At 68.2% G+C, this 25,645-nt stretch carries 24 protein-coding genes and 6 tRNA genes; 9 read left to right on the top strand and 21 right to left on the bottom strand.

The features are described 5' to 3' along the window. Positions 1-105: 105 nt before the first annotated feature. The 7 genes from AC6CR5_RS14780 to AC6CR5_RS14750 all read right to left on the bottom strand — a co-directional run bounded on the left by AC6CR5_RS14780 (position 106) and on the right by AC6CR5_RS14750 (position 2,636). On the bottom strand, positions 106-1,653 hold the full coding sequence (locus AC6CR5_RS14780) for a helix-turn-helix transcriptional regulator (RefSeq protein WP_148319252.1): 1,548 nt from the start codon (positions 1,651-1,653) through the stop codon (positions 106-108). Between the two features lie 173 nt (positions 1,654-1,826). After that, positions 1,827-1,903 (bottom strand) — tRNA-Asp (locus tag AC6CR5_RS14775). Positions 1,904-1,978: 75 nt separating this feature from the next. Next, a tRNA-Glu gene (locus tag AC6CR5_RS14770) sits at positions 1,979-2,054 on the bottom strand. Between the two features lie 45 nt (positions 2,055-2,099). Beyond that, positions 2,100-2,175, bottom strand: a tRNA-Ala gene (locus AC6CR5_RS14765). A 103-nt stretch (positions 2,176-2,278) separates the two neighbouring features. Continuing rightward, positions 2,279-2,355: transfer RNA gene (locus AC6CR5_RS14760), tRNA-Asp, on the bottom strand. Positions 2,356-2,416: 61 nt separating this feature from the next. Continuing rightward, positions 2,417-2,492, bottom strand: a tRNA-Glu gene (locus AC6CR5_RS14755). Between the two features lie 68 nt (positions 2,493-2,560). After that, a tRNA-Ala gene (locus tag AC6CR5_RS14750) sits at positions 2,561-2,636 on the bottom strand. 312 nt (positions 2,637-2,948) lie between these two features. Here AC6CR5_RS14750 and AC6CR5_RS14745 point away from each other — a divergent pair. Beyond that, positions 2,949-4,004 (top strand): aldo/keto reductase, encoded by a 1,056-nt coding sequence (locus AC6CR5_RS14745; protein WP_006386660.1) that lies wholly within the window; start codon positions 2,949-2,951, stop codon positions 4,002-4,004. A 168-nt stretch (positions 4,005-4,172) separates the two neighbouring features. On the opposite strand, the gene lnt is transcribed toward AC6CR5_RS14745, so the two are convergent. The 5 genes from lnt to miaB form a co-directional block, all read right to left on the bottom strand. After that, positions 4,173-5,804, bottom strand: coding sequence for an apolipoprotein N-acyltransferase (lnt, locus tag AC6CR5_RS14740; RefSeq protein ID WP_498084654.1), 1,632 nt, complete (start codon positions 5,802-5,804; stop codon positions 4,173-4,175). Then, the gene (locus AC6CR5_RS14735) at positions 5,801-6,691 is read right to left on the bottom strand and encodes a CorC family transporter (RefSeq protein WP_026385103.1); all 891 of its coding nucleotides are present in this window, start codon (positions 6,689-6,691) and stop codon (positions 5,801-5,803) included. Before AC6CR5_RS14735 ends, lnt begins: the two co-directional genes overlap by 4 nt. Positions 6,692-6,845: 154 nt before the next feature. After that, complete coding sequence (gene ybeY, locus AC6CR5_RS14730; protein WP_006386657.1) at positions 6,846-7,319, bottom strand: rRNA maturation RNase YbeY; 474 nt, start codon at positions 7,317-7,319, stop codon at positions 6,846-6,848. Further along, complete coding sequence (locus tag AC6CR5_RS14725; RefSeq protein ID WP_026385104.1) at positions 7,309-8,334, bottom strand: PhoH family protein; 1,026 nt, start codon at positions 8,332-8,334, stop codon at positions 7,309-7,311. The genes ybeY and AC6CR5_RS14725 overlap by 11 nt, the downstream gene beginning before the upstream one ends. Next, entirely contained in the window at positions 8,331-9,764 is a 1,434-nt protein-coding gene (gene miaB / locus AC6CR5_RS14720; protein ID WP_150101781.1) for a tRNA (N6-isopentenyl adenosine(37)-C2)-methylthiotransferase MiaB, read from the bottom strand. The genes AC6CR5_RS14725 and miaB overlap by 4 nt, the downstream gene beginning before the upstream one ends. 165 nt (positions 9,765-9,929) lie before the next feature. Here miaB and AC6CR5_RS14715 point away from each other — a divergent pair, with 165 nt between their 5' ends. Further along, positions 9,930-10,691, top strand: coding sequence for a phosphatase PAP2 family protein (locus tag AC6CR5_RS14715; RefSeq protein ID WP_080981477.1), 762 nt, complete (start codon positions 9,930-9,932; stop codon positions 10,689-10,691). Positions 10,692-10,769: 78 nt separating this feature from the next. On the opposite strand, the gene AC6CR5_RS14710 is transcribed toward AC6CR5_RS14715, so the two are convergent. The 6 genes from AC6CR5_RS14710 to yajC all read right to left on the bottom strand — a co-directional run bounded on the left by AC6CR5_RS14710 (position 10,770) and on the right by yajC (position 16,153). Beyond that, positions 10,770-11,483, bottom strand: a complete 714-nt coding sequence (locus tag AC6CR5_RS14710; protein ID WP_020926663.1) for an alanyl-tRNA editing protein — start codon at positions 11,481-11,483, stop codon at positions 10,770-10,772. A gap of 28 nt (positions 11,484-11,511) precedes the next feature. After that, positions 11,512-12,189, bottom strand: a complete 678-nt coding sequence (locus tag AC6CR5_RS14705; RefSeq protein WP_238927599.1) for a VOC family protein — start codon at positions 12,187-12,189, stop codon at positions 11,512-11,514. Between the two features lie 90 nt (positions 12,190-12,279). Continuing rightward, complete coding sequence (locus AC6CR5_RS14700; protein WP_006386651.1) at positions 12,280-12,591, bottom strand: helix-turn-helix domain-containing protein; 312 nt, start codon at positions 12,589-12,591, stop codon at positions 12,280-12,282. Between the two features lie 234 nt (positions 12,592-12,825). After that, positions 12,826-13,761, bottom strand: a complete 936-nt coding sequence (gene secF / locus AC6CR5_RS14695) for a protein translocase subunit SecF (protein WP_006386649.1) — start codon at positions 13,759-13,761, stop codon at positions 12,826-12,828. Between the two features lie 51 nt (positions 13,762-13,812). After that, positions 13,813-15,693, bottom strand: coding sequence for a protein translocase subunit SecD (secD, locus tag AC6CR5_RS14690; protein ID WP_006386648.1), 1,881 nt, complete (start codon positions 15,691-15,693; stop codon positions 13,813-13,815). A gap of 115 nt (positions 15,694-15,808) precedes the next feature. Then, positions 15,809-16,153, bottom strand: coding sequence for a preprotein translocase subunit YajC (yajC, locus tag AC6CR5_RS14685; protein ID WP_006386647.1), 345 nt, complete (start codon positions 16,151-16,153; stop codon positions 15,809-15,811). Positions 16,154-16,525: 372 nt separating this feature from the next. On the opposite strand from yajC, the gene relB reads away from it, so the two are divergent. Both relB and AC6CR5_RS14675 read left to right on the top strand, forming a co-directional pair. After that, positions 16,526-16,822, top strand: coding sequence for a type II toxin-antitoxin system RelB family antitoxin (gene relB, locus AC6CR5_RS14680; protein WP_020926666.1), 297 nt, complete (start codon positions 16,526-16,528; stop codon positions 16,820-16,822). Beyond that, positions 16,809-17,090 carry a type II toxin-antitoxin system RelE/ParE family toxin gene (locus AC6CR5_RS14675; RefSeq protein ID WP_020926667.1) on the top strand — a complete coding sequence of 94 codons (282 nt, stop codon included), beginning with the start codon at positions 16,809-16,811 and terminating at the stop codon, positions 17,088-17,090. The genes relB and AC6CR5_RS14675 overlap by 14 nt, the downstream gene beginning before the upstream one ends. Positions 17,091-17,139: 49 nt before the next feature. Here AC6CR5_RS14675 and tgt read toward each other — a convergent pair whose 3' ends face one another. The 3 genes from tgt to AC6CR5_RS14660 form a co-directional block, all read right to left on the bottom strand. Next, positions 17,140-18,276, bottom strand: a complete 1,137-nt coding sequence (gene tgt, locus AC6CR5_RS14670) for a tRNA guanosine(34) transglycosylase Tgt (protein WP_498084653.1) — start codon at positions 18,274-18,276, stop codon at positions 17,140-17,142. Further along, complete coding sequence (queA, locus tag AC6CR5_RS14665) at positions 18,273-19,328, bottom strand: tRNA preQ1(34) S-adenosylmethionine ribosyltransferase-isomerase QueA (protein WP_179841014.1); 1,056 nt, start codon at positions 19,326-19,328, stop codon at positions 18,273-18,275. The genes tgt and queA overlap by 4 nt, the downstream gene beginning before the upstream one ends. A gap of 235 nt (positions 19,329-19,563) precedes the next feature. Next, on the bottom strand, positions 19,564-20,397 hold the full coding sequence (locus AC6CR5_RS14660; protein ID WP_498084652.1) for an IclR family transcriptional regulator: 834 nt from the start codon (positions 20,395-20,397) through the stop codon (positions 19,564-19,566). Between the two features lie 121 nt (positions 20,398-20,518). On the opposite strand from AC6CR5_RS14660, the gene AC6CR5_RS14655 reads away from it, so the two are divergent. The 5 genes from AC6CR5_RS14655 to upp all read left to right on the top strand — a co-directional run bounded on the left by AC6CR5_RS14655 (position 20,519) and on the right by upp (position 25,603). Continuing rightward, positions 20,519-21,532, top strand: coding sequence for an LLM class flavin-dependent oxidoreductase (locus tag AC6CR5_RS14655; protein WP_498084651.1), 1,014 nt, complete (start codon positions 20,519-20,521; stop codon positions 21,530-21,532). 23 nt (positions 21,533-21,555) lie between these two features. Continuing rightward, complete coding sequence (locus tag AC6CR5_RS14650) at positions 21,556-22,059, top strand: flavin reductase family protein (RefSeq protein ID WP_498084650.1); 504 nt, start codon at positions 21,556-21,558, stop codon at positions 22,057-22,059. A 66-nt stretch (positions 22,060-22,125) separates the two neighbouring features. Continuing rightward, positions 22,126-23,280, top strand: coding sequence for an ABC transporter substrate-binding protein (locus AC6CR5_RS14645; RefSeq protein ID WP_498084649.1), 1,155 nt, complete (start codon positions 22,126-22,128; stop codon positions 23,278-23,280). 111 nt (positions 23,281-23,391) lie between these two features. Continuing rightward, entirely contained in the window at positions 23,392-24,840 is a 1,449-nt protein-coding gene (gene dacB, locus AC6CR5_RS14640; RefSeq protein ID WP_035182572.1) for a D-alanyl-D-alanine carboxypeptidase/D-alanyl-D-alanine endopeptidase, read from the top strand. A 124-nt stretch (positions 24,841-24,964) separates the two neighbouring features. After that, on the top strand, positions 24,965-25,603 hold the full coding sequence (upp, locus tag AC6CR5_RS14635) for a uracil phosphoribosyltransferase (protein ID WP_020926674.1): 639 nt from the start codon (positions 24,965-24,967) through the stop codon (positions 25,601-25,603). Positions 25,604-25,645: the final 42 nt, after the last annotated feature.

Raw genomic sequence — 25,645 nt, 5'->3', positions numbered from 1 at the left:
GATATGGCGTTTTTTAGCGGGGATGCGAATCTAACGCGGCGCCATCTTCGCGCAGCCGTAACCCCGGATTATTTTGATTCAATTTGTAAATACACGCGCCAGGCATCAGCCTTGGCCGGCTTTGCCCCGGGTCCGCGGCTTTTCGTGGCCGGTGATGCCGCGGTCGCGGGCCCACACGATCGCCGCGCTGCGGCGGTGCACGCCGATCTTGCTGTAGATGGTGGCCACGTGGTTGCGCACGGTATTGCGCGACAGGCGCAATTGGCGCGCGATACCGTCGTCGTCGTGCCCCTGGCACAGCAGGCCCAGCACCTCGCGTTCGCGCGCCGTCAGTTGCGCCAGGTCGGCCACGTCGCGTGACGCCGGGGCCGGCGCGCGCAGTTGCGCCAGCTTTTCGATGATGCCGCGGCTGAACCATGACGTGTCCTGCATCACCGCCTCGATCGCGGCCAGCAGTTCGGTCTCGCTGCGCTTGCGTTCGCTGATGTCCTGCATCACCAGCAGCACGCGGCGCTCGCCGCCAATCATGACCGGTTCGGCGGACGCCAGGCAGTCGAGCTGGCCGCCATCGGCCGCGACCAGCATGGCCTCGCGGTTGCGCACGCTCTCGCCGCGCGCCAGGCTCTCGGCCATGCCTTCGGACGGACGCAGGCCCAGCGCGGTCAGTTCGCGGCCGACGGCATCCTCGGGCGAGACGCCCACGGCCTGGGCAAAGGCGTCGTTCAGGTCCAGCGCGCGCAGCGACTCGCCTTCGCACAGCGCCATGGGCACCGGCGCCAGCCGGAAGGCCTTGGAAAAGCGCTCCTCGCTGTGTTGCAGGGCCTCTTCCGCGCGCTTGCGCTTTTCCAGGTCGATGAAGGTGAACAGCATGCACGGCTCGCCCTGCATGTCGATCGGCTGGCCGGCGACGATGACGAACCTGGCGCCACCGTCGCCCAGCCGCAGCACGCCTTCGCGCTGGCTGATGGTCAGGCCGGCGTTCAGCTTGGCCACCGCGTCGTCCTTGTCCTCGCCGCCGTCCAGCACGTCGAGTTCGTAGGCCGACTTGCCCAGCACGGCCTCGCGCGGCAGCCCCGTCATGTCCAGGAAGCCCTGGTTCACTTTCACGTAGCGCAGGTCGGACAGCCGGCAGATCAGTGCCGGCGCGGGATTGGCGGCGAAGGTGCGTTCGAAGCGCTGTTCGGCGTTGAACGCCTCGGTCTGGTCGTCCAGGATCAGCACGCGGTAGTCGGCGTCGTCGTCTTCGAGCAGCAGGCCGCGCGCGCGGATGTTGCGCAGGAAGTCGGGGTCGTCCTTGCGGGTCAGGTCCAGCAGCAGGTCGTCGAAGGCGGCGCCCGCGGCCAGCAGATCCAGCGGATACTGCCGGGCCGGCACGCGGTGGTGGTTGCGGTAGGTCAGCGCATAGCGTTTGCGGTAGCCGGCCGGGGTGTTGCCCAACGCCTCCAGTGTGTCGATGCCATGCAGCGCCAGCGCGCTGGCGTTGGCCCAGGCGATGGCGCCATTGGCTTCGAGCAGGATGATGCCTTCGTTCAAGCCTGCGATGATGCGTTGCAGGTGCTGGCGATGCGCGTGCGGGGCGGCGTTGCTGGGGGTCACGTGGGCCTCTTGGCTTGGCTGGCACAAGCGCACAGGATGCGTTGCGCGGCGCGCCATGTCCAGAGGATAAACGGACGAGACGGGGGAAGGGGGCGGCACGGCGCTTGCTGCCGCGCAAAGCAAAAAAGCCCCGGAATCCGGAGCTTTTGGCGGGCGCCTTCTGGCGCAGTGCAGGAAGACTCCTGCGGAACAACTGGATCTTGCGGCTTGCTGGGATGCACGCAAGTGCTTGGCGGAGCGGACGGGGCTCGAACCCGCGACCCCCGGCGTGACAGGCCGGTATTCTAACCAACTGAACTACCGCTCCGCAGCGGCTTACTTCACTTCTGGCATGTCGTCTTGTCAGGACGATCCTGCAGGTCCGGTCGGCGAGCCAGCGAACTGGCGTCCCCTAGGGGATTCGAACCCCTGTACTCACCGTGAAAGGGTGATGTCCTAGGCCTCTAGACGAAGGGGACCGGAAACTGCAACTGCTCGAACTACTGTACTACTTACTGCTTTACTGGTGGAGGTAAGCGGGATCGAACCGCTGACCTCTTGCATGCCATGCAAGCGCTCTCCCAGCTGAGCTATACCCCCCAGAATCCCTGCCGTTCCAACCTGCAAACAACAAGGCTTACACCCTATAAATGCAAAAAGCCCCGAGGACGGAGCTCTTGAAAGGCACTGCGTAGAGCGCTTTTGGCGGAGCGGACGGGGCTCGAACCCGCGACCCCCGGCGTGACAGGCCGGTATTCTAACCAACTGAACTACCGCTCCGCAGCGGCATACTCAACTACTGTGTCACTTCAACTGCATCTTGTACTGCTGCCAGTAAGACTGGCGTCCCCTAGGGGATTCGAACCCCTGTACTCACCGTGAAAGGGTGATGTCCTAGGCCTCTAGACGAAGGGGACTTGGACTTGCGTCGTGCTTTACTACTGCACTATTTTTACCGCACTATTTACTACTCTTCGCTTTGGACTGGTGGAGGTAAGCGGGATCGAACCGCTGACCTCTTGCATGCCATGCAAGCGCTCTCCCAGCTGAGCTATACCCCCGTTTTTCTAATCAACTCCAGCCACGTTTTACGTTTCTCCGAACGCTTTCACGCTCGTTTTTTCGTATCTCGTTGCCGGTTTTGTTTAGTGCCGTTGGCGAAGAAACGAGATTATGCACGAACTAAATTCGGCGTGCAAGTCGGTTCGATGCAAAAAATGAAAAAGTTGCGTGGAAGTCGCTTTCAAGGGGACGCATGCGCGGGAAGCCGGAGATAAATCAAGGGTTTGCGCGAATGCTATCGTGGGGAAGGTCGCGGGCGCGCACAATGTGTATCCCGCCATGATGTCTTGCCGGCAGGAGAATTCTTTCGCATGAGCACCAGGACTTCCTTTCCGACGCGCCAGTTGGGGCGCAGCGACATGTTCATCACGCGGATTGGCGTGGGCGCCTGGGCCATGGGCGGCAACGCCTGGGCCATCGGCTGGGGCCCGCAGGACGACGGCGATTCGATCGCCGCGATCCGCCTGGCGGTGGACCGCGGCATCAACTGGATCGATACCGCCGCCGTCTACGGGCTGGGCCATGCCGAGGAAGTGGTGGGACGGGCGCTGGCGCAGATGAGCCCCGGCGACCGCCCCTACGTCTTCACCAAGTGCGGCCTGACCTGGTCCCCCGACCAGCCGCGGGCCACGCCGCGACGCAATGGCGCGCCGGCCAGCATCCGCCGTGAAATCGAAGGCTCCTTGCAACGCCTGGGCGTGGAACGGATCGACCTCTACCAGATGCACTGGCCGGCCGGCGACGGCACGCCGCTCGAAGCCTATTGGCAGGAACTGCTCGACCTGAAGCAGGAAGGCAAGGTGCGCGCGGTGGGCCTGTCCAACCACAACCTGGCGCAGTTGCAGGACGCCGAGACACTCGGCCACGTCGACTCGCTGCAGCCGCCGTTCTCGGCGATCCAGCGCGGGGCGGCCAACGACCTGATTCCGTGGTGCGCGCAGAACGGCACCGGTGTCATCGTCTACAGCCCGATGCAGTCGGGCCTGCTCAGCGGCGCCTTTTCCGCCGCGCGGGCGCAGGCCCTGGGCGCGGATGACTGGCGTTCCCGCAACGCCGAATTCCAGGCGCCCAACCTGGCGCGCAACCTGGCCCTGGCCGAAGCGCTCAAGCCCATCGCCGAACGCCACGGCACCACCCAGGCGGCGGTGGCCATTGCCTGGACGCTGGCGTGGCCGGGCGTCACCGGCGCCATCGTCGGCATGCGCAACGCGGCCCAGGTCGATGGCGTGCTGGGCGCGGCCGAACTGGAGCTGGACAGCGACGACATGGCGCGCATCGCCGACGCGATCGAGCTGACGGGCGCGGGCGCGGGACCATTGCGGCCGCTCGACGACAGCGGCGCGCTGCCGGTCAATCTGTTGCGCTAGGGGCGCGCCAGGACAGGCGCTGGCAGTAAAGGCGCGGCCGGTAAAGGCACGGCCGGTAAAGGCACGGCCGGTAAAGGCACGGCCGGTAAAGGCGTGGCCGGCAAGGGGGCGGCCTGCAAAGGCCTGTGAAGTGGAACCGGGCCAGGCAGAACCCGGCCCGTTCATGGTTCAGGGACGACGCGCGCGGCGGCTGCCGAAGGCGGCGATGAGGGCCAGGCCGATCAGCGCCAGCGCCGACTTGTCGCCGAAGCGGGCGTAGGGCGTCAGGCCCGTCATGCCCTGCACCGACACCGGCAGCACGCCCGGCTGCAGCGGCGCCAGTTGCGCCGCCACGCGGCCCTTGGCGTCGATGGCCGCGGTGATGCCGGTGTTGGTCGAGGTCAGCATGGGGCGCGCGGTTTCGATCGTGCGCAGGCGCCCGATCTGCAGATGCTGGCGCAGGGCCCACGTATCGCCGAACCAGCCCAGGTTGCTGACGTTGACCAGGATGGTCGCGCCCGGTTCGCCATTGGCGCCCGGTTGCAGCGCCGGCAGCAGGTCGGGACCGAACAGGTCTTCGTAGCAGATGTTGAAGGCGATGTGCTGGCCGCCCACCGCGAACGGCGTCTGGCGCTCGGGGCCGCGGTCGAAATCGCCCAGCGGGATGTTCAGCATGTCGACGAACCAGTGAAAGCCCGGCGGCACGTATTCGCCCCAAGGCACCAGGTGGCGCTTGTCGTAGCGCATGGCGGTGCTGCCGCCGGTCAGCTGTTTCAGCGGCGTCTGGCCGTCGAAACCCATGACGCTGTTGGTGTAGCGGTCGCGGCCATTGCGCACGTCGTGGATCGGCACGCCCATGGCGATCACGGCGTTCTGCCGCGCCGCCACCTGGCGCCAGACGTCCCAGACGCGGGGATCGAGCTGGTCCTGGAAGATCGGCAGCACGGTTTCCGGCAGGATGATCATCTGTGGCGGCGGCACGCCCGCGGCCGGCGGCAGGGCTGCCAGTTCGAGGTGGCGACGCAGGCTCTGGTCCAGCAGCGCCGGGTCGAACTTCTGCGATTGTTCGATGTTGCCCTGGACCAGCCGCACGTTCAGTGCATCGCCGCTGGGCGTGGACCAGTCGATGCGCGACAGCGGCCAGCCGGCGGCGGCCAGCGCCAGCGCCACGCCGGCGGCCAGCGCCCGCCGGCCGTCGCGCGCTTGTTTCCGGTCGCCCGCCGGGCGCCACAGGCTGGCGATGGCGGCGGCGGCGAAGGCCGCCACCAGCGCCATGCCATGCACGCCCAGCAGCGGCGCCCAGCCGGCGATGGGGCTGTCGACCTGCGCGTAGCCGATGTTGAGCCAGGGGAAGCCGGTCAGCAGCACCGCGCGGACCCATTCGAAGCCGGCCCACAGCGCGCCCCAGGCCAGCGTGCCGGACAGCACGCGACCCGGCGCCGAGTCGGCCGTCAGCGGCACGTAGCGCCGCGCCAGCGCGCCGGCCGTGGCCGGGAACAGCGCCAGGAAGGCGGACAGCGCCAGCACCGCGGCCACCGCCAGCGGCGCGGCCAGGTCGCCGTAGCGGTGCAGGCTGATGAAGATCCAATACAGCCCCAGCGCGTAAGTGGCGAAGCTGAACAGCCAGCCGCGCAGCCAGGCCTGGCGGGCCGAGGGCGCGTACAGGGTGACGCGGGCGGCCACCGCCAGCGCCAGCACCTGGGTGATGGCCAGCGCCCAGCCCGGCAACGGGCCGGGGGCGAAGGTGAGGGCCTGGACGGCGCCGGCCAGCGTCAGGCCGGCCGCGCCCAGCAGGAACGGACCGCGGGGGGCGCGGCTCATGCGTCGGTATCGGGCGGAACGCCGCGGGACGGCGCGACGCGCTTGACGCGCAGCCAGATGGCGCGGCGGGCGTCGCCGCGCGCCACTTCCAGTTTCAGGCCGTCGAATTCGGCGCTGTCGCCGCGGCGCGGGATGCGACCCAGCTGGCCGCCCATCCAGCCGCCGACGCTGTCGTATTCGTCGTCGGGCAACTGGCAGCCGAACACGTCGTTGAAGTGCGAGATGTCGGTGGCGGCCAGGACGCGCCACTGGTTCTCGCCTTCGGGGAAGATCGAGTCTTCCTCGGTTTCGTCGAATTCGTCTTCGATGTCGCCGACGATCTGTTCCAGCACGTCTTCCATCGTGACCAGGCCGGAGATGCCGCCATGCTCGTCGATGACGATGGCCTGGTGGTTGCGGCTGGCGCGGAACTCGTGCAGCAGCACGTTCAGGCGCTTGGATTCGGGGATGAACACGGCCGGGCGCACCAGCGTGCGAACCTCGATGTCGGGTTCCAGCATGCAGCGCAGCAGGTCCTTGGCGAGCAGGATGCCGATGATGTTGTCGCGGTCGCCCTCGTACACCGGGAACCGCGAGTGCGCGGTTTCGATCACGGTGGCCACCAGGTAGGGAATGGGCTGCGTGACGTCGAGCAGGTCCATGCGCGAGCGCGGCACCATGATGTCGCCGACGGTGCCTTCGGACACGGCCAGCGCGCCCTTGATCATCTTGTAGGACTCCGCGTCCAGCAGGTCGCGGTCATGCGCGGCTTCCAGGATGGCCTTGATGCCTTCACGGTCCTCGGGCTCGCGGCGCACGAGGGAAAGCAGGCGGTCTAGAAGGGATTTGGTGGCGGGTTTGGATGAGCGAGAGGGAGTCGCTTCGGGAGCAGGATAAGGGTCAGACATCGTCCGGGAGGACAAGTTATGGAGGGGCCAGCATAACCGAATCTGGCGCGCAATTTGTAACGCGACCCCGGAAAATGGGTCCAACCGACGCGATCTGCGCCTTGCTGGCCGCCATTTCGCGTCGATTGCTCAGGGTTGACCCCAGGCCCGTGAATCAGGCGGCAAGATAGGGATCGGCGATGCCCATGCGCGCCAGCGTGGCGGTTTCCAGCGCTTCCATGCGGCGGGCGTCGCGCGCCTTGATGTGGTCGTAGCCGAGCGAATGCAGCACGCCGTGCAGCGTCAGGTGGGCGGCGTGGTCCAGCAGCGCCTTGCGCTGCTCGCGGGCCTCGCGCACCAGCACCGGCACGCACATCACGATGTCGCCGCGCGCCACGCCCAGCGGATCGACGCCGTACTCGAAGGTCAGCACGTTGGTGGCGTAGTCGCGCTGGCGGAAGTCGCGGTTCAGGCGGCGTCCCTCGGCCGCGCCCACCAGGCGCAGGCTGAGCTCGGCGGCGCTGAATTCCACCAGGCCATCCTCGGCCGCGGCGGCCAGCGCGCGCTCGGCCCAGCGGCGCAGGCGCCAGCGCGGCAGGCGGGGTTCCTCGACGCCGTACTGGACGGACAGGGACAGTTCAGGCGTCATTTTCCGCGGCCCGGTCATAGGCATCGACGATGCGCGCCACCAGCGGATGGCGCACCACGTCGCGGCTGGTGAAGCGGGTGGTGGCAATGCCCTGCACGTCGTGCAGCACCTTGACCGCGTGCGCCAGGCCGCTTTCCTGGCCGCGCGGCAGGTCCACCTGCGACGGGTCGCCGGTGATGACGGCCTTGCTGCCGAAGCCGATGCGCGTCAGGAACATCTTCATCTGTTCCGGCGTGGTGTTCTGCGCCTCGTCCAGGATGACGAAGGCGTGGTTCAGCGTACGGCCGCGCATGTAGGCCAGCGGGGCGATCTCGATGGTCTGCTTCTCGAACAGCCGCTGCACCTTCTCGAAGCCCATCAGGTCGTACAGGGCGTCGTACAGCGGACGCAGGTAAGGGTCGACCTTCTGCGCCAGGTCGCCGGGCAGGAAGCCCAGGCGCTCGCCGGCCTCGACCGCCGGGCGCGTCAGCACCAGGCGCTGCACCGTGTCGCGCTCCATCGCATCGATGGCGCAGGCCACCGCCAGCCAGGTCTTGCCGGTGCCGGCCGGACCCACGCCGAAGGTGATGTCGTGCTTGAGGATGTTGTTCAGGTAGTCGCGCTGGCGCGGCGTGCGCGGCCGCAGGTCGCTGCGCTTGGTGCGTAGGGCGATGGCGTCGCTGTCGTCGTCCAGCGACGGCAGCGGATCGGCCTCGCGGGCCGGCGCGTCCTGCAGCTTTTCTTCCTGGCGGCCGACGCCGATCTCGACCAGCCCCAGCTGGATGTCGTCGACCGACAGGGCGCGGTGCACCGCCTGCTCGTGGAAACGGCGCAGCACGCGGCCGGCCAGTTCGGCCTTGTCGCCTTCGATGGTGACGCGGCTGCCGCGGCGCGAGAGCTTCACGCCCATGCCGTCGGCGAGCTGGCGCAGGTTCTCGTCCAGCGGGCCGCACAGGTTGGCCAGGTGGGTGTTGTCGCCGTCCAGGGTGACGACGACGGGCATGCTGCGGCGGGCGCGGGGGCGGGAAGTGGTCATTCGGCCTCTTGGGGATCGCGGTCGACGTCGGCCACGCGGGCGCGCAACGAGTTGGTGTGCGCCTCGGTGATGATGACGTCGACCATCTGTCCGATGAGCCGCGCGGGCGCGGCGAAATTGACGATGCGGTTGTTCTCGGTGCGGCCCATCAGCTCGTTCGGGTCGCGCCGCGACGGGCCTTCGACCAGCAGGCGCTGGCGGGTGCCGATCATGTTGCGGGCGATGGCGGCGGCCTGCTCGTTGATCAGCGCCTGCAGGCGCTGCAGGCGGCGCAGCTTGACGTCCTGCGGGGTGTCGTCGTGCAGGTCGGCGGCCGGCGTGCCGGGGCGGCGCGAGTAGACGAACGAGAACGAGGTGTCGAAACCGACGTCCTCGATCAGTTTCATGGTCTTTTCGAAGTCTTCCTCGGTTTCGCCGGGGAAGCCGACGATGAAGTCCGACGACAGCGTCAGGTCGGGACGCGCGGCGCGCAGGCGGCGCACCACCGACTTGAATTCCAGCGTGGTGTAGCCGCGCTTCATGGCCGCCAGCACGCGGTCGCTGCCGGCCTGCACCGGCAGGTGCAGGAACGACACCAGCTTGGGCAGGCGGGCGTAGGCTTCCACCATGCGCTGGGTCATTTCCTTGGGGTGCGAGGTGGTGTAGCGGATGCGTTCGATGCCGGGGATCTCGTGCACGTATTCCAGCAGCATGGCGAAATCGGCGATTTCGCCGCTGTCGCTCATGCGGCCGCGGTAGGCGTTGACGTTCTGGCCCAGCAGGGTGACTTCCTTGACGCCCTGGTCGGCCAGGTCGGCCACTTCGACCAGCACGTCGTCGAACGGACGCGAGACTTCCTCGCCGCGCGTGTACGGCACGACGCAGAAGCTGCAGTACTTGCTACAGCCTTCCATGATCGAGACGAAGGCGGTGGCGCCCTCGACCCGCGGCGGCGGCATGTTGTCGAACTTCTCGATCTCCGGGAAGCTGATGTCGACCTGCGAGCGGCCCTCGGCGCGGCGGCGCTGGATCAGGTCGGGCAGGCGGTGCAGGGTCTGCGGGCCGAACACCACGTCCACGTAGGGCGCGCGCTTGACGATGGCCTCGCCTTCCTGGCTGGCGACACAGCCGCCCACGCCGATCACCAGGTTCGGGTTGGTCTTTTTCAGGTGCTGCACGCGGCCCAGGTCGGAAAAGACCTTTTCCTGGGCCTTTTCGCGCACCGAACAGGTGTTGAACAGGATGACGTCGGCGTCTTCCGGGTTGTCGGTCAGTTCCAGCCCCTGGTCGCCGCGCAGCACGTCGGCCATCTTGTCCGAGTCGTACTCGTTCATCTGGCAACCAAAGGTGCGGATGTACAGCTTGCGGGGAGCGCCGGTGGCGGGGGCGGGCGGGACGGCGGCGGCGCCGTCTTGCGCGTGGGGCACGCGCTTGAGGGAAGTTTCTTGCATGTCGGTCGCCGTGACGGGTGTAGATCCCGGGGGCAGTGGAGAGGGGAAAAGCGGAATTTTACCCCTTGCTGCAAATTTCCTTCATGCGGACGCAATGCAGGGTTACGATAGCTGGCCCTCGCCGATTCCCTTTCCGAGAACAATTATCTTTACGCGACCGGTCCGATGACGACGAATCCCTCCCTTCCGCCGGCCGCCACGCTCGCGCCCGGCGCCGCGACCGCCACGACGGACGAGTTCCGCAATCCGCTGTCGACCTCCGCCTGGCTGCTGGCCGGTCTCGGGGTGGCGCTGGTGGCCGCGGTCTGCGCCCTGTGGGTCGACCTGCCGCTGGCGATCTGGATCCGGCAATCGGTCAGCGACGGGGTCAACACCTCGTTCGAGTGGATCGGTGAAATGGGCGAAAGCGGCCGCTACATCGGCGTGGCGCTGGCGTTCTACATCGTCGGCCTGGTCGGCCTGGCGCGCGGCTGGCGCAATCCGGTGCGCATGAGCTACGCCAGCATGGCGCGCGGCAGCCTGCTGATGCTGTCGACCATGGCGGTCGGCGGGCTGGTGGTGCTGGTGCTCAAGCGCTCGGTGGCGCGGGCCCGTCCCGAGCTGTTCTTCGAGAAGGGCATCTACGGGCTGGGCGAGTCGTTCTCGCGCGCCAACCAGTTCAATTCCTTTCCGTCCAGCCACACCTATGCCGCCTTCGCCGTGGCGGTGGTGCTGGGCATCCTGGCGCCGCGCTGGCGCTGGGCCTTCCTGTCGCTGGCCGCGCTGGTGGCGACCAGCCGCCTGGTCAACCTGGACCACTACCTGTCCGACGTGTTGACCGCCGCCGCGATCGCCATCGCCGTGGGTCACCTGCTGGCGCCCCGGGTGCTCTGTAGCAAGTACCAGTGGCCGCTGCGCGCGCCGTGGCGGTGGTGGAAGAAGGGCTGAGCGCGCCGCGAGGCGCCGCCGACGGACTTCAATGAAAATGGCCGCCATGCAGGCGGCCATTTTCATTGGCGGCAAGGTTCAGGCGAACGCCACCACCACGCGGCGGTTGGTGCGGCTTTTCTTTTCGATCTTGGTGACGGTCACCGCGCCGATTTCGCCCGTGTTGGCCACGTGCGTGCCGCCACAGGGCTGGCGATCCACGCCTGGAATCTCGATGATGCGGATGCGTTCCGTGCCGGCCGGAGGCGCCGCGCCGATGGTGCGCACCAGGTCCGGCTGGGCCGCCAGCTCCTCGGGCGTGATGGCGTTGACCGTGACGTCGGTGGCGGCCGTGATCAGCGCGTTCAGGCGCTCGGTCAGGTCGGCCTTGTCCAGCGTCGACTCGGGCAGGTCGAAGTCGATGCGCGCCGAGTCGGGCGAGATGCTGCATCCCGTGACCGGCGCGGGCACCAGCGCGCCGAGCAGGTGCAGGCAGGTGTGCAGCCGCATCAGCCGGTGGCGCCGGGGCCAGTCGATGGCCACGGTGACGCGTTCGCCCACTGGTGGCGGCGCCACGCCTTCGGCCAGCACGTGCACGATGCGGCGACGCTCGTCGGCGTAGACCGTGTCGGTCAGCGCCAGCACCCGGCCGTCGGCCAGGGTCAGCGTGCCGCTGTCGCCCGCCTGGCCGCCGCTGCGGGCGTAGCAGACGGTCTGGTCCAGTTCGACGCCGTCGGCGCCGACGGCGATGACGGTGGCGTCGCACTGCCGTTCATAGGGCGCGTCGTCGAAGCGCTTGCGGGTCACGCTCATGGGGAAGTCTCCGTGTCCATTGTCCGTATCAGGCCAGGGTCTTGATGCCCTGCGGGGTTTCGATGGTGGCGCGCAGGCACGGCGCGCCGTCGGCCTGTTCGACCGTGATGAGATGCTCGGCGCCCAGCCATGCCAGCCCCTGGCGCAGCAGCGCCGCGCGCGGGTGGGTGCCGGCCAGCGCCACCAGGGCCAGCGGCTGGCGCGGCAGGCTGACGCCGGGATAGGCGTCCACATCCCACTGGATCAGCGTCGGCAGCAGGCCGTCGCCGGCCGTTGCGCCCGCTTCGCGCCAGGCCGGCAGGCTGCCGTCGTCGGGCACGGTAAGGCGCCAGCGCAGGTCGCCGCGGGTCATGGGGATGGCGGGCGCGATGCGATCGGGGTGCCGCGCCTGCCATGCGCTCAGGTCAGCGGGCGCCTCGACTCGCGCCGCCCAATGCGCCAGGAACGGCCCTTCGGCCAGGCGCGCCCGCATGGCCGGCTGGTCCAGCCCGAACCAGCGCGGCCGCTGCGGCGCGGGCGCGTCCGGGTCGATGGCGATCACTTCCAGGTACACGCCGCCCGCCATGCCCAGCACGCGGTTGTGGGTGCCCATGCGCGGATGCGCGCCGCCGCCCGTGGGGGCGATGCCCAGCAGGCCGGCCACGTGGCGAGTGCCGCTGTCCAGGTCGGCGGCAGCGACGACGAGATGATCGAGAGCGAGTTTCATGAGGCCTATGGTAGCGAATACGGCGGCAGCCGTACCCGTACACCCAGTGGGCGGAGCGTCTGTACAGTGCGGGGCTGCCTCCCGCTCGTGCTAGGCCGCGACGCTGATCCCGGCAGTGTCGGATTGCCTTGCCTTGCGTACCCGTATCTCCACGTGCTGGTCCAGCGCGACCAGGGCGCGCAGCAGCCGCTCCAGCGAGATGTTCTGCAATTGGTAGCGGCGGATCTGGGAGACCTTGGGCTGGGTCATGCCGGTCAGGGCGGCGACCTGGGCCTGGGTGAGCTGGCGCTGGTCGATCAGATCGTTGAGCTTGATGGCGAGCTGCGCCTGGGTGGTCAGATCGGCGGCGTCGTCAAAGCCGAGGTCATGCAGAACATTCAGGGTGCCGGTAGTACGCGTCATGGTTGTCTCTTGTGGGGCCCATAGCGGGCCTGAACCTGTTTGAGCCGCGGGAGTTCGATAAACATGAATATACCTGTTCGGATATAACGGTCAACCTCCATGGCGACGGTCATGGCCAAGGTATCCGCATGTAGGACGGGCGGCTATTCGTAGTGACCGAGGGCCCTGCGCCAGGCTCGTCCGCCCATAAAAAAACCCGCCACATCGGGCGGGTCTTGCGGGGCGGGAAGCGGCTCAGGCGACTTCGCCTTCCTCGCCTTCCTTCTTGACCGGCTTGACCAGGTCTTCGCGCTTGACGCCCATCCACATGGCCAGCGCGGCGGCGACGAACACCGACGAGTAGATGCCGAACCAGATGCCGATGGTCAGGGCCATGGCGAAGTAGTGCAGGGTGGGGCCGCCGAAGAACAGCATCGCCAGCACCATCATCTGGGTCGAGCCGTGGGTGATGATGGTGCGCGAGATGGTCTGCGTGATGGCGCTGTTGATGACTTCCTGCACGTCCGCCTTGCGGTACTTGCGGAAGTTCTCGCGGATCCGGTCCATGATGACCACGGATTCGTTCACCGAGTAGCCCAGCACCGCCAGCACGCCCGCCAGCACCGACAGCGAGAATTCCCACTGGAAGAAGGCGAAGAAGCCCAGGATGATGACCACGTCGTGCAGGTTGGCGATCACGCCGGCCACGGCGAACTTCCATTCGAAGCGGAAGCCCAGGTAGACCATGATGCCGATGACCACCACCAGCAGCGCCATCAGGCCGTTGTGCAGCAGTTCCTGGCCCACCTGCGGACCGACGAACTCGACGCGGCGCAGTTCCACGCCCTGGTCGGCGGCCTTGAGCGCGGCCATGACGGTCTCGCTCTGGGTGGCGGAAGTTTGGCCTTCCTGCAGCGGCAGGCGGATCATGACGTCGTGCGAGGTGCCGAAGTTCTGCACCTGGAAGTCGGTGTAGCCCAGCTTCGAGACCACGCCGCGCACGTTTTCAAGCTGCGCCGTCTGGGCGTAGTTGACTTCCATGACCGTGCCGCCGGTGAACTCGATCGACAGGTGAAAGCCGCGCGTGAGGATGAAGAAGACTGCCGCCACGAAGGTGACGAGACTGATGATGTTCAGCACCAGCGCGTGGCGCATGAACGGGATGGTGCGGTGAATCCGGAAAAATTCCATGTTTTGCCCTGGCTATTCGGTGGCGGGCGGCATGGCCGCCCGCAAGCATGTTCAGTTGGTCTTCGGCTTCCAGACTTCGCCGATGGAGATCGACGTGAGCTTCTTCTTGCGGCCGTACCAGAGGTTGGCCAGCGCGCGCACGCCCACGACGGACGAGAACATCGAGGTCAGGATGCCCAGGCAATGGACCACCGCGAAACCGCGGATCGGGCCGGAACCGAATGCCAGCAGGGCCAGGCCGACAATCAGCGTAGTGAGGTTGGAGTCGAGAATCGTGCCCCAGGCGCGCTCGAAGCCATGGTGGATGGCCTGCTGTGGCGACGCCCCGTTGCGCAATTCTTCGCGTATCCGCTCGTTGATCAGCACGTTCGAGTCGATCGCCATGCCCAGTGTCAGCGCGATGGCCGCGATGCCCGGCAGCGTCAGCGTGGCCTGCAGCATCGACAGCAGGGCCAGCAGCAGCAGCACGTTCAAGGTCAGGCCGACGGTCGAGAACACGCCGAACAGGTGGTAGTAGATGATGATGAAGACGGCGATGGCCAGGAAGCCGTACAGCGTCGAATGGAAGCCCTTCGAGATGTTGTCGGCGCCCAGGCTCGGGCCGATGGTGCGTTCCTCGATGATCGACATCGGCGCGGCCAGCGCGCCGGCGCGCAGCAGCAGCGCGGTGTCGGCGGCTTCCTCGGAGCTCATGCTGCCCGAGATCTGCACCTGGCCGCCGGCGATTTCGCTGCGGATGACCGGGGCCGTGACCACTTCGCCCTTGCCGTTCTCGAACAGCAGGATGGCCATGCGCTTGCCGATGTTGTCGCGGGTGACGTCGCGGAAGATGCGCGCGCCCTTGGAGTCAAGCGTCAGGTGGACGGCGGCCTGCTGGGTCTGCGAATCGCGGCCGGGCTGGGCGTCCTGCAGGTTCTCACCGGTCAGGACCACCTGGCGGCGCACCAGGATCGGGCGGCCGTCGCGGTCGGAGTAGCGCTCCAGGCCGAACGGCACCGAGCCGCCCAGCAGCGCGGCCTGCGCGGCGGGCGAGTCGTCGACCATGCGGATTTCGAGCGTGGCGGTGCGGCCCAGCAGTTCCTTGGCCTTGGCCACGTCCTGCACGCCGGGCAGCTGCACCACGATGCGGTCCGAACCCTGCTGCTGGATGACCGGTTCGGCCACGCCCAGTTCGTTGATCCGGTTGTGCAGCGTGTTGATGTTCTGCTTGAGCGCCGAGTCCTGCACGCGGGTGACCGCGGCCGGGTTCAGCGCGCCCAGCAGCAGCAGCTTGCCGTTTTCTTCGCTTTCGGTGAATTCCAGGTCGGGCAGGCGGCTGCGCAGCGTCGAGATGGCGCGGTCGCGGTCCTGCGCGTTGGCGAAGCTGGCGGCCACGCTCATGCCCGAGCGCTCGACGCCGGCCACGTTGACCTTCTGGTCGCGCAGCACCGAGCGCACGTCGGCGGCCAGCGAGTCGTAGCGGGCGGTTAGCGCGCCTTGCATGTCGACTTGCAGCAGGAAGTGCACGCCGCCGCGCAGGTCCAGGCCCAGGTACATCGGCTTGGGGGCGAACCAGCCCAGCGCGCGCATCCAGGTGGGCGAGGCCGGCAGCAGGTTCAGCGCCACGGTGTAGTGCGGGTCGCCCTGGACGGTATTGAGGGATTTGTCGATCAGGTCGCGCGCCTGCAGTTGCAGGTCGGTCGAGGTGAAGCGGGCGCGCACGGTGCCGAGCGTGCCGTTCTGTTCGTAGTAGACCCCTTCATTGGGGATCTTGGCGTCGGTCAGGATCTGCTCGACCCGGCTCAGCATGGCCGGATCCACCTTGATGGTGGCCTTGGCGCTGGAAACCTGGACGGCGGGCGACTCGCCGTAGAAATTGGGAAGCGTATACAGCAGGCCGATAAGGACCGCAATCAGGACCGTAATGTACTTCCAGAGGGGATAGCGGTTCATTGCCGGCTACGTCATGTAAGAGTGGAGAAAAGGCCGCCCGGGCGGCTGGCGCGACGGGCGGCGGGGCGGCTGCCGTCGGACCCCGGGGCCCGGCGGCGGAGCTCCTATGGGACGCTTACAGGGCCTTGATGGTTCCCTTGGGCAGAACGGTCGACACCGACGACTTCTGCATGATGATCTCGACCGGCTTGTCGGCCAGTTCCGAGACTTCGACGGTGACGTAGCTGTCGTTCACCTTGGTGACCTTGCCCAGCATGCCGCCGGCGGTGACGACTTCGTCGCCCTTGGCCAGGGCGGCGATCAGGTTGCGGTGTTCCTTCTGGCGCTTCATCTGGGGACGGATCATCAGGAAATAGAGGATCACGAACATCAGGATGATGGGCAGCATGCCCATCAGCGCATTGCCTTCGGGGGCGGCGGCCTGGGCCACGACGAGGCTGGCGGTATCGATAGCGGACATGTAATTCTCCTGCGTTTGGTCTGTTTGGGTTTGTTTATATCGTGCTGTCGACGATCTTGTTCTGCGCCCATCCCCGCGCGAGCCATGGATAGGGCAAGCCGACTATTGTAGCGAGGTTTAGGGGCCCCCACGCCGCGCGCGCGTGGTGCGCTGGCTGCCCCCCGAGGGGGCTGCCCCGCCTTGGGGCGGCCCGGCGGCGGGGCGGCCGTTCTGGCGTAGGGGGTCGTCCTGTGCGCAGTGATGAGGGCGGAAACGCGAAACAAAAGTCCTTATTCGGGTTCTCCCGGTATGGGTGGACGCAAAATGCGCGGTTGGTGGCAGAAAAGTATCTCAATTGAGATACACTGGCCCGACACTATTGCAGGAATCGCCATGCCCCAGACCTCGATGCTCCACGTCCGCGTGGACGACAAGCTCAAAGCCGACGCCACCGAAAAGCTGGCCGAATTCGGCCTGACGATTTCCGACGCCGTGCGCATCCTGCTCACGCGGGTGGCCAAGGAGGGCGGCCTGCCCGCCGGGTTGACCACCGATGCCCAGGCGCACGACGCGTGGTTCCGCGCCAAAGTCCAGGAAGCCCTGGCCGATACGGGGCCGGCGGTGCCGCACCAGCAGGTCATGGATGAAGCCCAGGCGCTGATCGACAGGAAGCGCCGTGCCCGCAGTTGAATGGTCGTCCGCCGCCCGGGCCGACCTGTTGGCCATAGTCGACTACATATCAGATGACAATCCAGACGCTGCCCAGCGTCTGAAAGACGATATTGAAACGAAGGCGGCGCAACTGCCCGCCCGTCCCGCGCTGTACCGCCCCGGAAGGATCGCCGGTACCCGCGAAATGGTCGTTCGCGCGAATTACATCATCGTGTATGCGGCGGATGCGCTGGCCGTGCGGATCCTGCGCATCTTGCATGCCGCGCAGCAATGGCCGCCGCAGTGATTCTCTCGTTGCGCCGCTAAGCGCGAACCGCGAGCGGCACAGCGCCCCGCTACTCCACCCCGCGCGCCCGGTCGGCCGCGAACTGCGCGCGCCAGGCGTCGAAGCGGCCCTCGGCGATGGCCTCGCGCATTTCCTTCATGATGGTCAGGTAGAAATGCAGGTTGTGCAGCGTGTTCAGGCGCGCGCCGGTGATCTCGTTGGCGCGCTGCAGGTGATGCAGGTAGGCGCGCGAGAAGTTGGCGCAGGTGTGGCAGGCGCAGCTCGGGTCCAGCGGGCGGGTGTCGTCGCGGTACTTGGCGTTGCGGATCTTGACGTCGCCGAAACGGGTGAACAGCCAGCCGTTGCGGGCGTTGCGGGTCGGCATGACGCAGTCGAACATGTCGACGCCGCGGCTCACGCCCTCGACCAGGTCTTCCGGCGTGCCCACGCCCATCAGGTAGCGCGGCGCCTGGGCCGGCAGCTTGGGCGTCACATGCGCCAGGATGCGCATCATGTCTTCCTTGGGCTCGCCCACCGACAGGCCGCCGATAGCGTAGCCGTGGAAACCGATGTCCTGCAGGCCGGCCAGGGACTCGTCGCGCAGCGATTCGTACATGCCGCCCTGCACGATGCCGAACAGCGCGTTGGGGTTCTGCAGCCGGTCGAATTCCTCGCGCGAGCGGCGCGCCCAGCGCAGCGACATGCGCATCGAGCGGGCCGCTTCCTCGACGGTCGCGGGGCGGCCGTCGATCTCGTAGGGCGTGCACTCGTCGAACACCATGACGATATCCGAGTTCAGCGAGCGCTGGATGCGCATCGATTCCTCGGGCGTCAGGAACAGGCGGGCGCCGTCGATGGGCGAGGCGAACTTCACGCCTTCCTCGGTGATCTTGCGCATGCCCTGCAGGCTGAACACCTGGAAGCCGCCCGAGTCTGTCAGGATCGGCTTGTCCCACTGCATGAAGCCGTGCAGGCCGCCATGCTTTTCCATGATGTTCGTGCCCGGGCGCAGCCAAAGGTGGAAGGTGTTGCCCAGCACGATCTGCGAACCGATGTCCTTCAGTTCGTGCGGCATCATGGCCTTGACGCTGCCATAGGTGCCCACGGGCATGAAGATGGGCGTTTCCACCACGCCGTGGTTGAGCGTGATGCGGCCGCGGCGGGCGCCGCCGTCGGTGGCAAGCAGTTCGAAATTCAGTCCGGTCATGGGGCGGGGGATTCGATGAACATGGCGTCGCCGTAGCTGAAGAAGCGGTAGCGCTGGGCCACGGCGTGGGCGTAGGCGCGGCGGATCGGCTCGACGCCGGCCAGCGCCGACACCAGCATCAGCAGGGTCGACTGGGGCAGGTGGAAGTTGGTGACCAGCGCGTCGATGACGCGGTACTGGTAGCCGGGGGTGATGAACAGGCGCGTGTCGCCTTGGGCGGCGGCCAGCGGCAGGCCGGGGGCGGTGCGGCCCTCGGTATGGGCGGCGGCCGATTCCAGGGCGCGCACGCTGGTGGTGCCGACCGCGATCACGCGGCCGCCGCGGGCGCGGGCGGCGGCGATGGCGTCCACCGTGGCCTGCGGCACGGTGAACCATTCGGCGTGCATGACGTGGTCGGCCAGGTTGTCCACGCGCACCGGCTGGAAGGTGCCGGCGCCCACGTGCAGGGTGACGAAGGCGCGCTCCACGCCCTGCGCCGCCAGGCGGTCCAGGGTGGGCTGGTCGAAGTGCAGGCCGGCGGTCGGCGCCGCCACGGCGCCCGGTTCGCGGGCGTAGACGGTCTGGTAGCGGTCGTCGTCGCCGGCGTCGGCGGCGTGCGTGATGTAGGGCGGCAGCGGCGTCGCGCCGTGCGCGTCCAGCAATTCCAGCACCGGCCCGGGGAAGCGGATGTCGAACAGCTCGCCCTCGCGGCCCAGCACCGTGGCGTCGAAGGCGTCGGCCAGCCGCAGCACCATGCCGGCGCCGGGCGACTTGCTGGCGCGCACGTGCGCCAGCGCGCGGTCGGTGTCGGTGATGCGCTCGACCAGCACCTCGACCTTGCCGCCGGTGATCTTGTGGCCGGCCAGGCGCGCCTTGATGACGCGGGTGTCGTTGAACACCAGCAGGTCGCCGGGGCGCAACAGCCCCTCCAGGTCGGCGAACTGGCGGTCATGCAGCTGGCTGGCGCCGTCCAGGTGCAGCAGGCGGCTGCCCGTGCGCTGGGCGGCGGGTGTCTGCGCGATGAGCTCGGGAGGCAGCTCGTAGTCGAAATCGGAAACGGTAAGGGCTTGCACGCGGGTATCGGTATCAGGGGCGGGCGCGGCCTGGGCCGGCCGCCGGGCCGCCGGATGGGGCGGCGGCAAAAAAGCGAGCCGGACCTGTCGGCACGGCTCTGGGCAACTGTCTATTGTAAAGGGGCTGGCGAAAAGGGCGGGGCGGCCGGCGACGGCGGCGCCCGCGCAAGCGAGGACGGCAGGACGGGAGCGAGCGATTTTCAGGGGAAGGTGCGCCGGGGGCTGGCGCGGCGACTTAGCGCCCGCCGCGCCAGCCGAGCCGGCGCGAGCAGTCGGCCGCGGCCGCCATCAGCGCCCGCAGCGGCGCGCCGTCCGGCGCCAGGTCGAAGCCGCCGTGCAGTCCCAACCCGGTGATGGCGCCGGCCAGCTGGCCTTGCGCGTCCAGCACCGGCAGGGCGGCCGAGTCGATGCCGTGCAGCAGGTGGCCGCTGACGCTGGCGTAGCCGCGCTGGCGCGCGGCCTGCCAGCGCGCCCGCAGCGCGGCGGCGGGGTCGGCCGGGTCGAGCGGCAGGCCGGTGGCGGCGGGGTCGTCCAGCAACGCCGCGGCGTCGCCGCCCTGGCGCCGCGCCGCGTCCCATTCGGCCAGTGCGCGCGGCAACGCCAGCGGCTCCGGCAGCCAGGCCGCGAAGACGCGCCCGGTGGCGCTGTTGAGCAGCGGCAGCACCGAACCCACGCGCACGTTGACCGTGACCGGCAGCCGCGCGTCGCGCCACTGGACGATGGTGGGACCGTGCTGGCCCCAGACCGAGAGGAAGACGGTCTGGCCGATGGCGGCGCTCAGGTCTTCCAGGCAGCCGGCCGCCACTTTGACGAAATCCACCTCGGCCAGCGCCGCCAGCCCGGTGTGCAGCGCCTGCGGCCCGAGCCGGTAGCGGGCGCTGGCCGGATCCTGCTCGACGTAGCCGCGCCGCTCCAGCGACACCAGGTAGCGGTGCGCCTTGGCGCGCGGCATGTCCAGGCTGCGGCCCAGTTCCGACACCGACACGGCGCCGCCCAGTTCGGCCAGCCGGGTCAGGACGTCCAGGGCGATTTCGGCGGACTGGATCCCAGTGCTGCTTTCTGTTGACATCAGTTCGTCTCTTATTAGAATACGTGTATCACTAAAAAATACATCAGCGTGCCGTGGCGGACAACCATCCGGGCCGGAAGACCGATTCGGGGGCGCGAGCGGACAAAGACGGAGACAAGCAATGAAGATGTCCATCTTCTCGGTGCAGGACCACTACCCCGACCAGCCCCGCAGCCTGGGCCAGCTCTACAGCCAGGTGCTGGAGCAGGCGCGCCGCGCCGAACAGCTGGGCTACGACACCTTCTGGGTGGCCGAGCACCACTTCCATGAATACGGCGCGGTGCCGAACCCGGCGGTGTTCCTGGCGGCGCTGTCGCAGCAGACGACGCGGCTGCGGCTGGGCACCGCGATCTCCATCCTCACCTTCCACAACCCGCTGACGGTGGCGGAAAACTATGCCCTGGTGGACCAGCTTTCGCAAGGCAGGCTGTCGCTGGGCGTGGGCTCGGGCTACCTGAAGCACGAGTTCGAGGGCTACGACGTCGATCCGGCCACCAAGCGCGAGCGCTTCGACGAGAACCTGATGCTGGTCGAGCGCCTGCTGGCCGGCGAGCGCGTCAGCCACGAAGGCAAGTTCAACCGCATCCACGAGGTGCGCCTGAACGTGCAGCCGGTGCAGCAGCCGGTGCCCGTCTACGTGGCGATCCTGCGCCGCGAGGCCGCCTACCACGTCGGCCGCCAGGGCCGCCGCATGCTGTTCGTGCCGTACGCGGCGGTGGACAACTTCGAAGAGATCGGCCTGATGATGCAGGACTACCGCCGCGGCCTGGCCGAGGCCGGCATCGAGGATGCATCCGGCATGGCGGCGGTGGCGCTGCACACCCACGTGGCGGAAACCGACGCGCAGGCCCGTGAACGCGCCGCCCGCGCCTTCGACCTGTACGTGGACACCCGCCTGTATGCGCGCAAGCAGGTCTACGACGACATCATCGCCAGCGGCCTGTCGCTGTTCGGCTCGCCCCGCACCGTGGCCGACAAGCTGGCGCGGCTGGCCGACATGGGCCTGGACCACGTCATGAGCCTGCACAACTTCGGCCTGATGCCGCAGGACCTCGTGCTGGACTCGATGCAGCGGTTGATGGCCGAGGCCATGCCGCTGTCGGGCGTGCGCCCGGCCAGCACGGTGCCGGCCTGAGCGGCGGCCGCGGGGAAGCCGCCATGCCCGCCAATGACGATCTCAGCCCGCTTCGTCTGCGCCGGGCGCTGGGGCGCTACGCCACCGGCGTCACGGTGGTGACCGCCGCGGGCGCCGACGGGCCGATCGGCCTCACGGTCAACTCCTTCGCGCCCGTCTCGCTGGAGCCGCCGCTGGTGCTGTGGAGCCTGCGCCGCGCCAGCATCCACTACGCCGACTTCACCACCCGCGGCGGCTTCGCCATCCATGTGCTGGGGGCGCCGCAGCGCGACCTGGCGCGGGTGTTCTCGCAACCCGTGGCGGACCGCTATGCCGGGCTGGACTGGTATGCCACCGAGGACGGCATCCCCGTGTTCGACGCCTGCGCCGCCCGCTTCGAGTGCGCCACCCGCCAGGTGCTGGAGGTGGGCGACCACGCCGTGCTGATCGGCGAGGTGCGCCGCCTGCACGCGCCGGACGAGCACGGCGGCGCCCTGGTTTTCCATGATGGGTCATTCCTGTCGCACCTGGGGGATCCCGTCGTATAACGCTTTCTACGCCGTAGCGGATCGGCAAGACGCATAACGATATCCGCGCCCCAAAGGAGATACCGCATGACCCCTCGTAGCACTCTGACGGCCGCGTTGGCGGCCCTGCTGGTCGCGGGCGCCGCGCCCGCGCTGGCGCAGGTGAAGATCGGCGCCACCCTGTCCACCACCGGCCCCCAGGCCTCGCTGGGCATTCCCGAACGCAACACCATCGGCCTGCTGCCCACCGAGATCGGCGGCGTCAAGGTCGAATACGTGGTGCTGGACGACGCCTCCGACACGACCCGCGCGGTCAGCAATTCGCACAAGCTGATTTCGGAGAACCAGGCCGACCTCATCATCGGCTCCTCCACCACCCCCAACACCATGGCCATGCTGGACACGGTGGCCAGCGGCGCAACGCCGGTGATCACGCTGGCCTCGTCGGCGCGCCTGATCGATCCGGTGGACGACAAGCGCCGCTGGGTCTTCAAGACGCCGCATTCCGATTCCCTGATGGCCGAGGGCATCGCCCGCCACGCCGCCGCCAACGGCGTCAGGAAGCTGGCCTTCATCGGCTTCAACAACGCCCTGGGCGAGACTTTCTGGGTGGAAGTGGAAAAGGCCGCCAAGCAACATGGCATCGAGATCGTCGGCAAGGAAAGCTTCGCGCCCACCGACACCTCGGCGGTGGCGCAGACGCTGAAGCTGGTCGGCGCCGCCCCGGACGCGGTGGTGGTGGGCGCCTCCGGCACGCCGGCGGCGATGCCGGCGCGCTCGCTGCGCGAACGCGGCTTCAAGGGCAAGATCTACTTCAACCACGGCGTGGCCAACAACGATTTCCTGCGCGTCTGCGGCGCCGCCTGCGACGGCGCCTGGGTGCCGGTGGGGCCGGTGATGGTGGCCGACCTGCTGCCGGACACCCATCCGGTCAAGGCCACGGCCCAGGCCTTCGCCAAAAAGTACGAGGCCGCCAACGGCGCGGGCAGCGTGTCGCTGTTCGCCGCCTACACCTGGGACGTCGGCCTGCTGCTGCAGCAGGCCGTGCCGGTGGCGCTGAAAAAGGCCAAGCCCGGCACCCCGGAATTCCGCGCGGCGCTGCGCGACGCCCTGGAGAACGTCAAGAACCTGCCGACCGCCACCGGCGTGGTCAACATGAGCGCCACCGACCATAACGGCCTGGACGAGCGCGCCCTGGTCATGGCGACCGTGGCCGGCGGCAAGTGGAAATTGCAGCAGTAGTGCCACGGCGAAGGTGGCCGGCGCCGGCGTTCGGCCCGTGTCGCCGCCCGTAACCGTCCCAGGTTTTGTATGCTCACGGTTTTGCAGGACGAGCAACCGGGTGGACAGGGCATGACGGGACTAGGGAAAAAGCGTGTGGGCGGGCCGCGGCAATGGCTGGCCGGTGGACTGCTGGCCCTGGCCGCCGGCGCCGCCTGCGCCCAGGTGCCGGGCCTGCCGCCCAGCGTGGTCAACGCCTGGAAGGCCAGCAAGCTGCCGGACAGTTCGCTGTCGCTGGTGGTGCAGGAAGTCGGCGGCCCGCGCCTGGCGGCCCTGAACGCCAAGGAAGCGCGCAATCCGGCCTCGGTGATGAAGCTGGTCACGACCTGGGCGGCGCTGTCCGAACTGGGCCCCAACTACGTCTGGCGCACCGCCTTCATGACCGAGCCGGGCGCCCGGCCCGACGCCAAGGGCGTGCTGCCGGGGCCGCTCTACCTGCGCGCCGGCGGCGATCCGCAATTCCTGATGCAGGACCTGTGGGTGCTGCTGCGTGAACTGCGCCTGCGCGGCGTCAAGCAGATCAACGACCTGGTGATCGACCGCAGCATCTTCGGCCAGGTCGCCACCGACCCCGGCGCCTTCGACGGCGCGCCCGACCGCGCCTACAACGCCAGCCCCGACGCCCTGATGGTGGGCTTTGGCGCCGTGCGCATCCTGTTCACCCCCGATCCCGCCGCCAACAAGTGGGTGCCGCTGATCGACCCGCCGCTGCCCGGTTTGAAGATCGAGGGCCGGGTCGAATGGAGCGATGCCCGTTGCCCGGGCGCGCCGGTGGTCACCACCGATCCGGTCATTACCCAGCAGGGCGTGACCCTGCGCGTGGGCGGCAAGGTGGCCGGCTCCTGCGGTGAATTCGACCTTTACCGGCTGGCGCTGTCGCAGACCGACTACGCCACCGAGTTGTTCCGCCTGCTGTGGAAGGAACTGGGCGGCACCTTCAAGGGCCAGGTGCGCGCCGGCATGGTGCCTGGCGATGCCGTGGTGCTGGCCTCGCACGATTCGCCGACGCTGGCCGAGGTGATCCGCCAGATCAACAAGCGCAGCAACAACGTCATGGCGCGCACGCTGCTGCTGACCCTGGGCGCCGAGAAGGGCCGTCGGCCGGCCACCGTGGCCAGCAGCGGCGCGGTGGCCAAGGACCTGCTGGCGCGGCAAGGCCTGGACATGCCCGAACTGGTGATCGACAACGGCGCCGGCCTGTCGCGCGACGCGCGGGTCTCGGCCGACAGCCTGGCCTCGATGCTGACCCTGGCCTGGAATTCCCCCGTCATGCCGGAGTACATTTCATCCCTCGCGATCGCGGGCGTCGACGGCACGGTGCGCCGCCGCATGAAAGGCGACGGCACCCTCGGCATGGCCCACCTGAAAACCGGCTCGCTGCGCGACGTGCGCTCGATCGCCGGCTACGTGCTGGGCGCCAGCGGCAAGCGCTACGTGGTGGTCAGCATCGTCAACCACGAGCAGGCCGGCGCCGTGCGGGCCTTCGACGACGCCCTGATCGCCTGGCTGGCCGAACAATAAAGGTTGACGCGGCCCCCTGCATCCTCCTGCTAAACCGATTACGATTCTCGGGCGCGCGCCATGTTTGCGGCGGCGCCTGAGGCGAACCAACCCTGCCTATCAATAATTCTGGAGATTTACGCACATGCCCGTGCACGAAATCCGCCATCCGCTGATCCGCCACAAGCTCGGGATCATGCGCCGCGCCGACCTCAGTACCAAGAGCTTCCGTGAACTGTCGCAGGAAGTGGGCGCGCTGCTCACCTACGAAGCGTCCAAGGACCTGCCGCTCGCGCCGGCCACCGTCGAAGGCTGGTGCGGCCCCGTGCAGGTCGAGAAGATCGCCGGCAAGAAAGTCACCGTGGTGCCCATCCTGCGCGCCGGCATCGGCATGCTGGACGGCGTGCTGAGCCTGATCCCGGGCGCCAAGGTCAGCGTGGTGGGCGTGGCCCGCAACGAAGAGACGCTCGAAGCGCACACCTACCTGGAACGCCTGGTGGGCGAACTGGACCAGCGCCTGGCGCTGATCGTCGACCCGATGCTGGCCACCGGCGGCTCCATGGTCGCCGCCATCGACCTGCTCAAGCGCGCCGGCTGCAAGGAAATCCGCGCGCTGGTGCTGGTGGCCGCGCCGGTCGGCATCGACGCGGTGCTGTCCAAGCACCCGGACGTGCATATCTACACCGCGTCCATCGACGACGGCCTGAACGAGCACGGCTACATCATGCCGGGCCTGGGCGACGCCGGCGACCGCATCTTCGGCACCACCCAGAAGACCGACTGAAGCCGGAGCCAGAGGCGGCGCGGCCCCGGCCCGCCGACGGCA

The sequence above is a fragment of the Achromobacter sp. EG18 genome (genome assembly GCF_059759395.1).
Note: the sequence above shows the minus strand (reverse complement) of the source record. Positions and strands in the feature narration are given on the sequence as shown.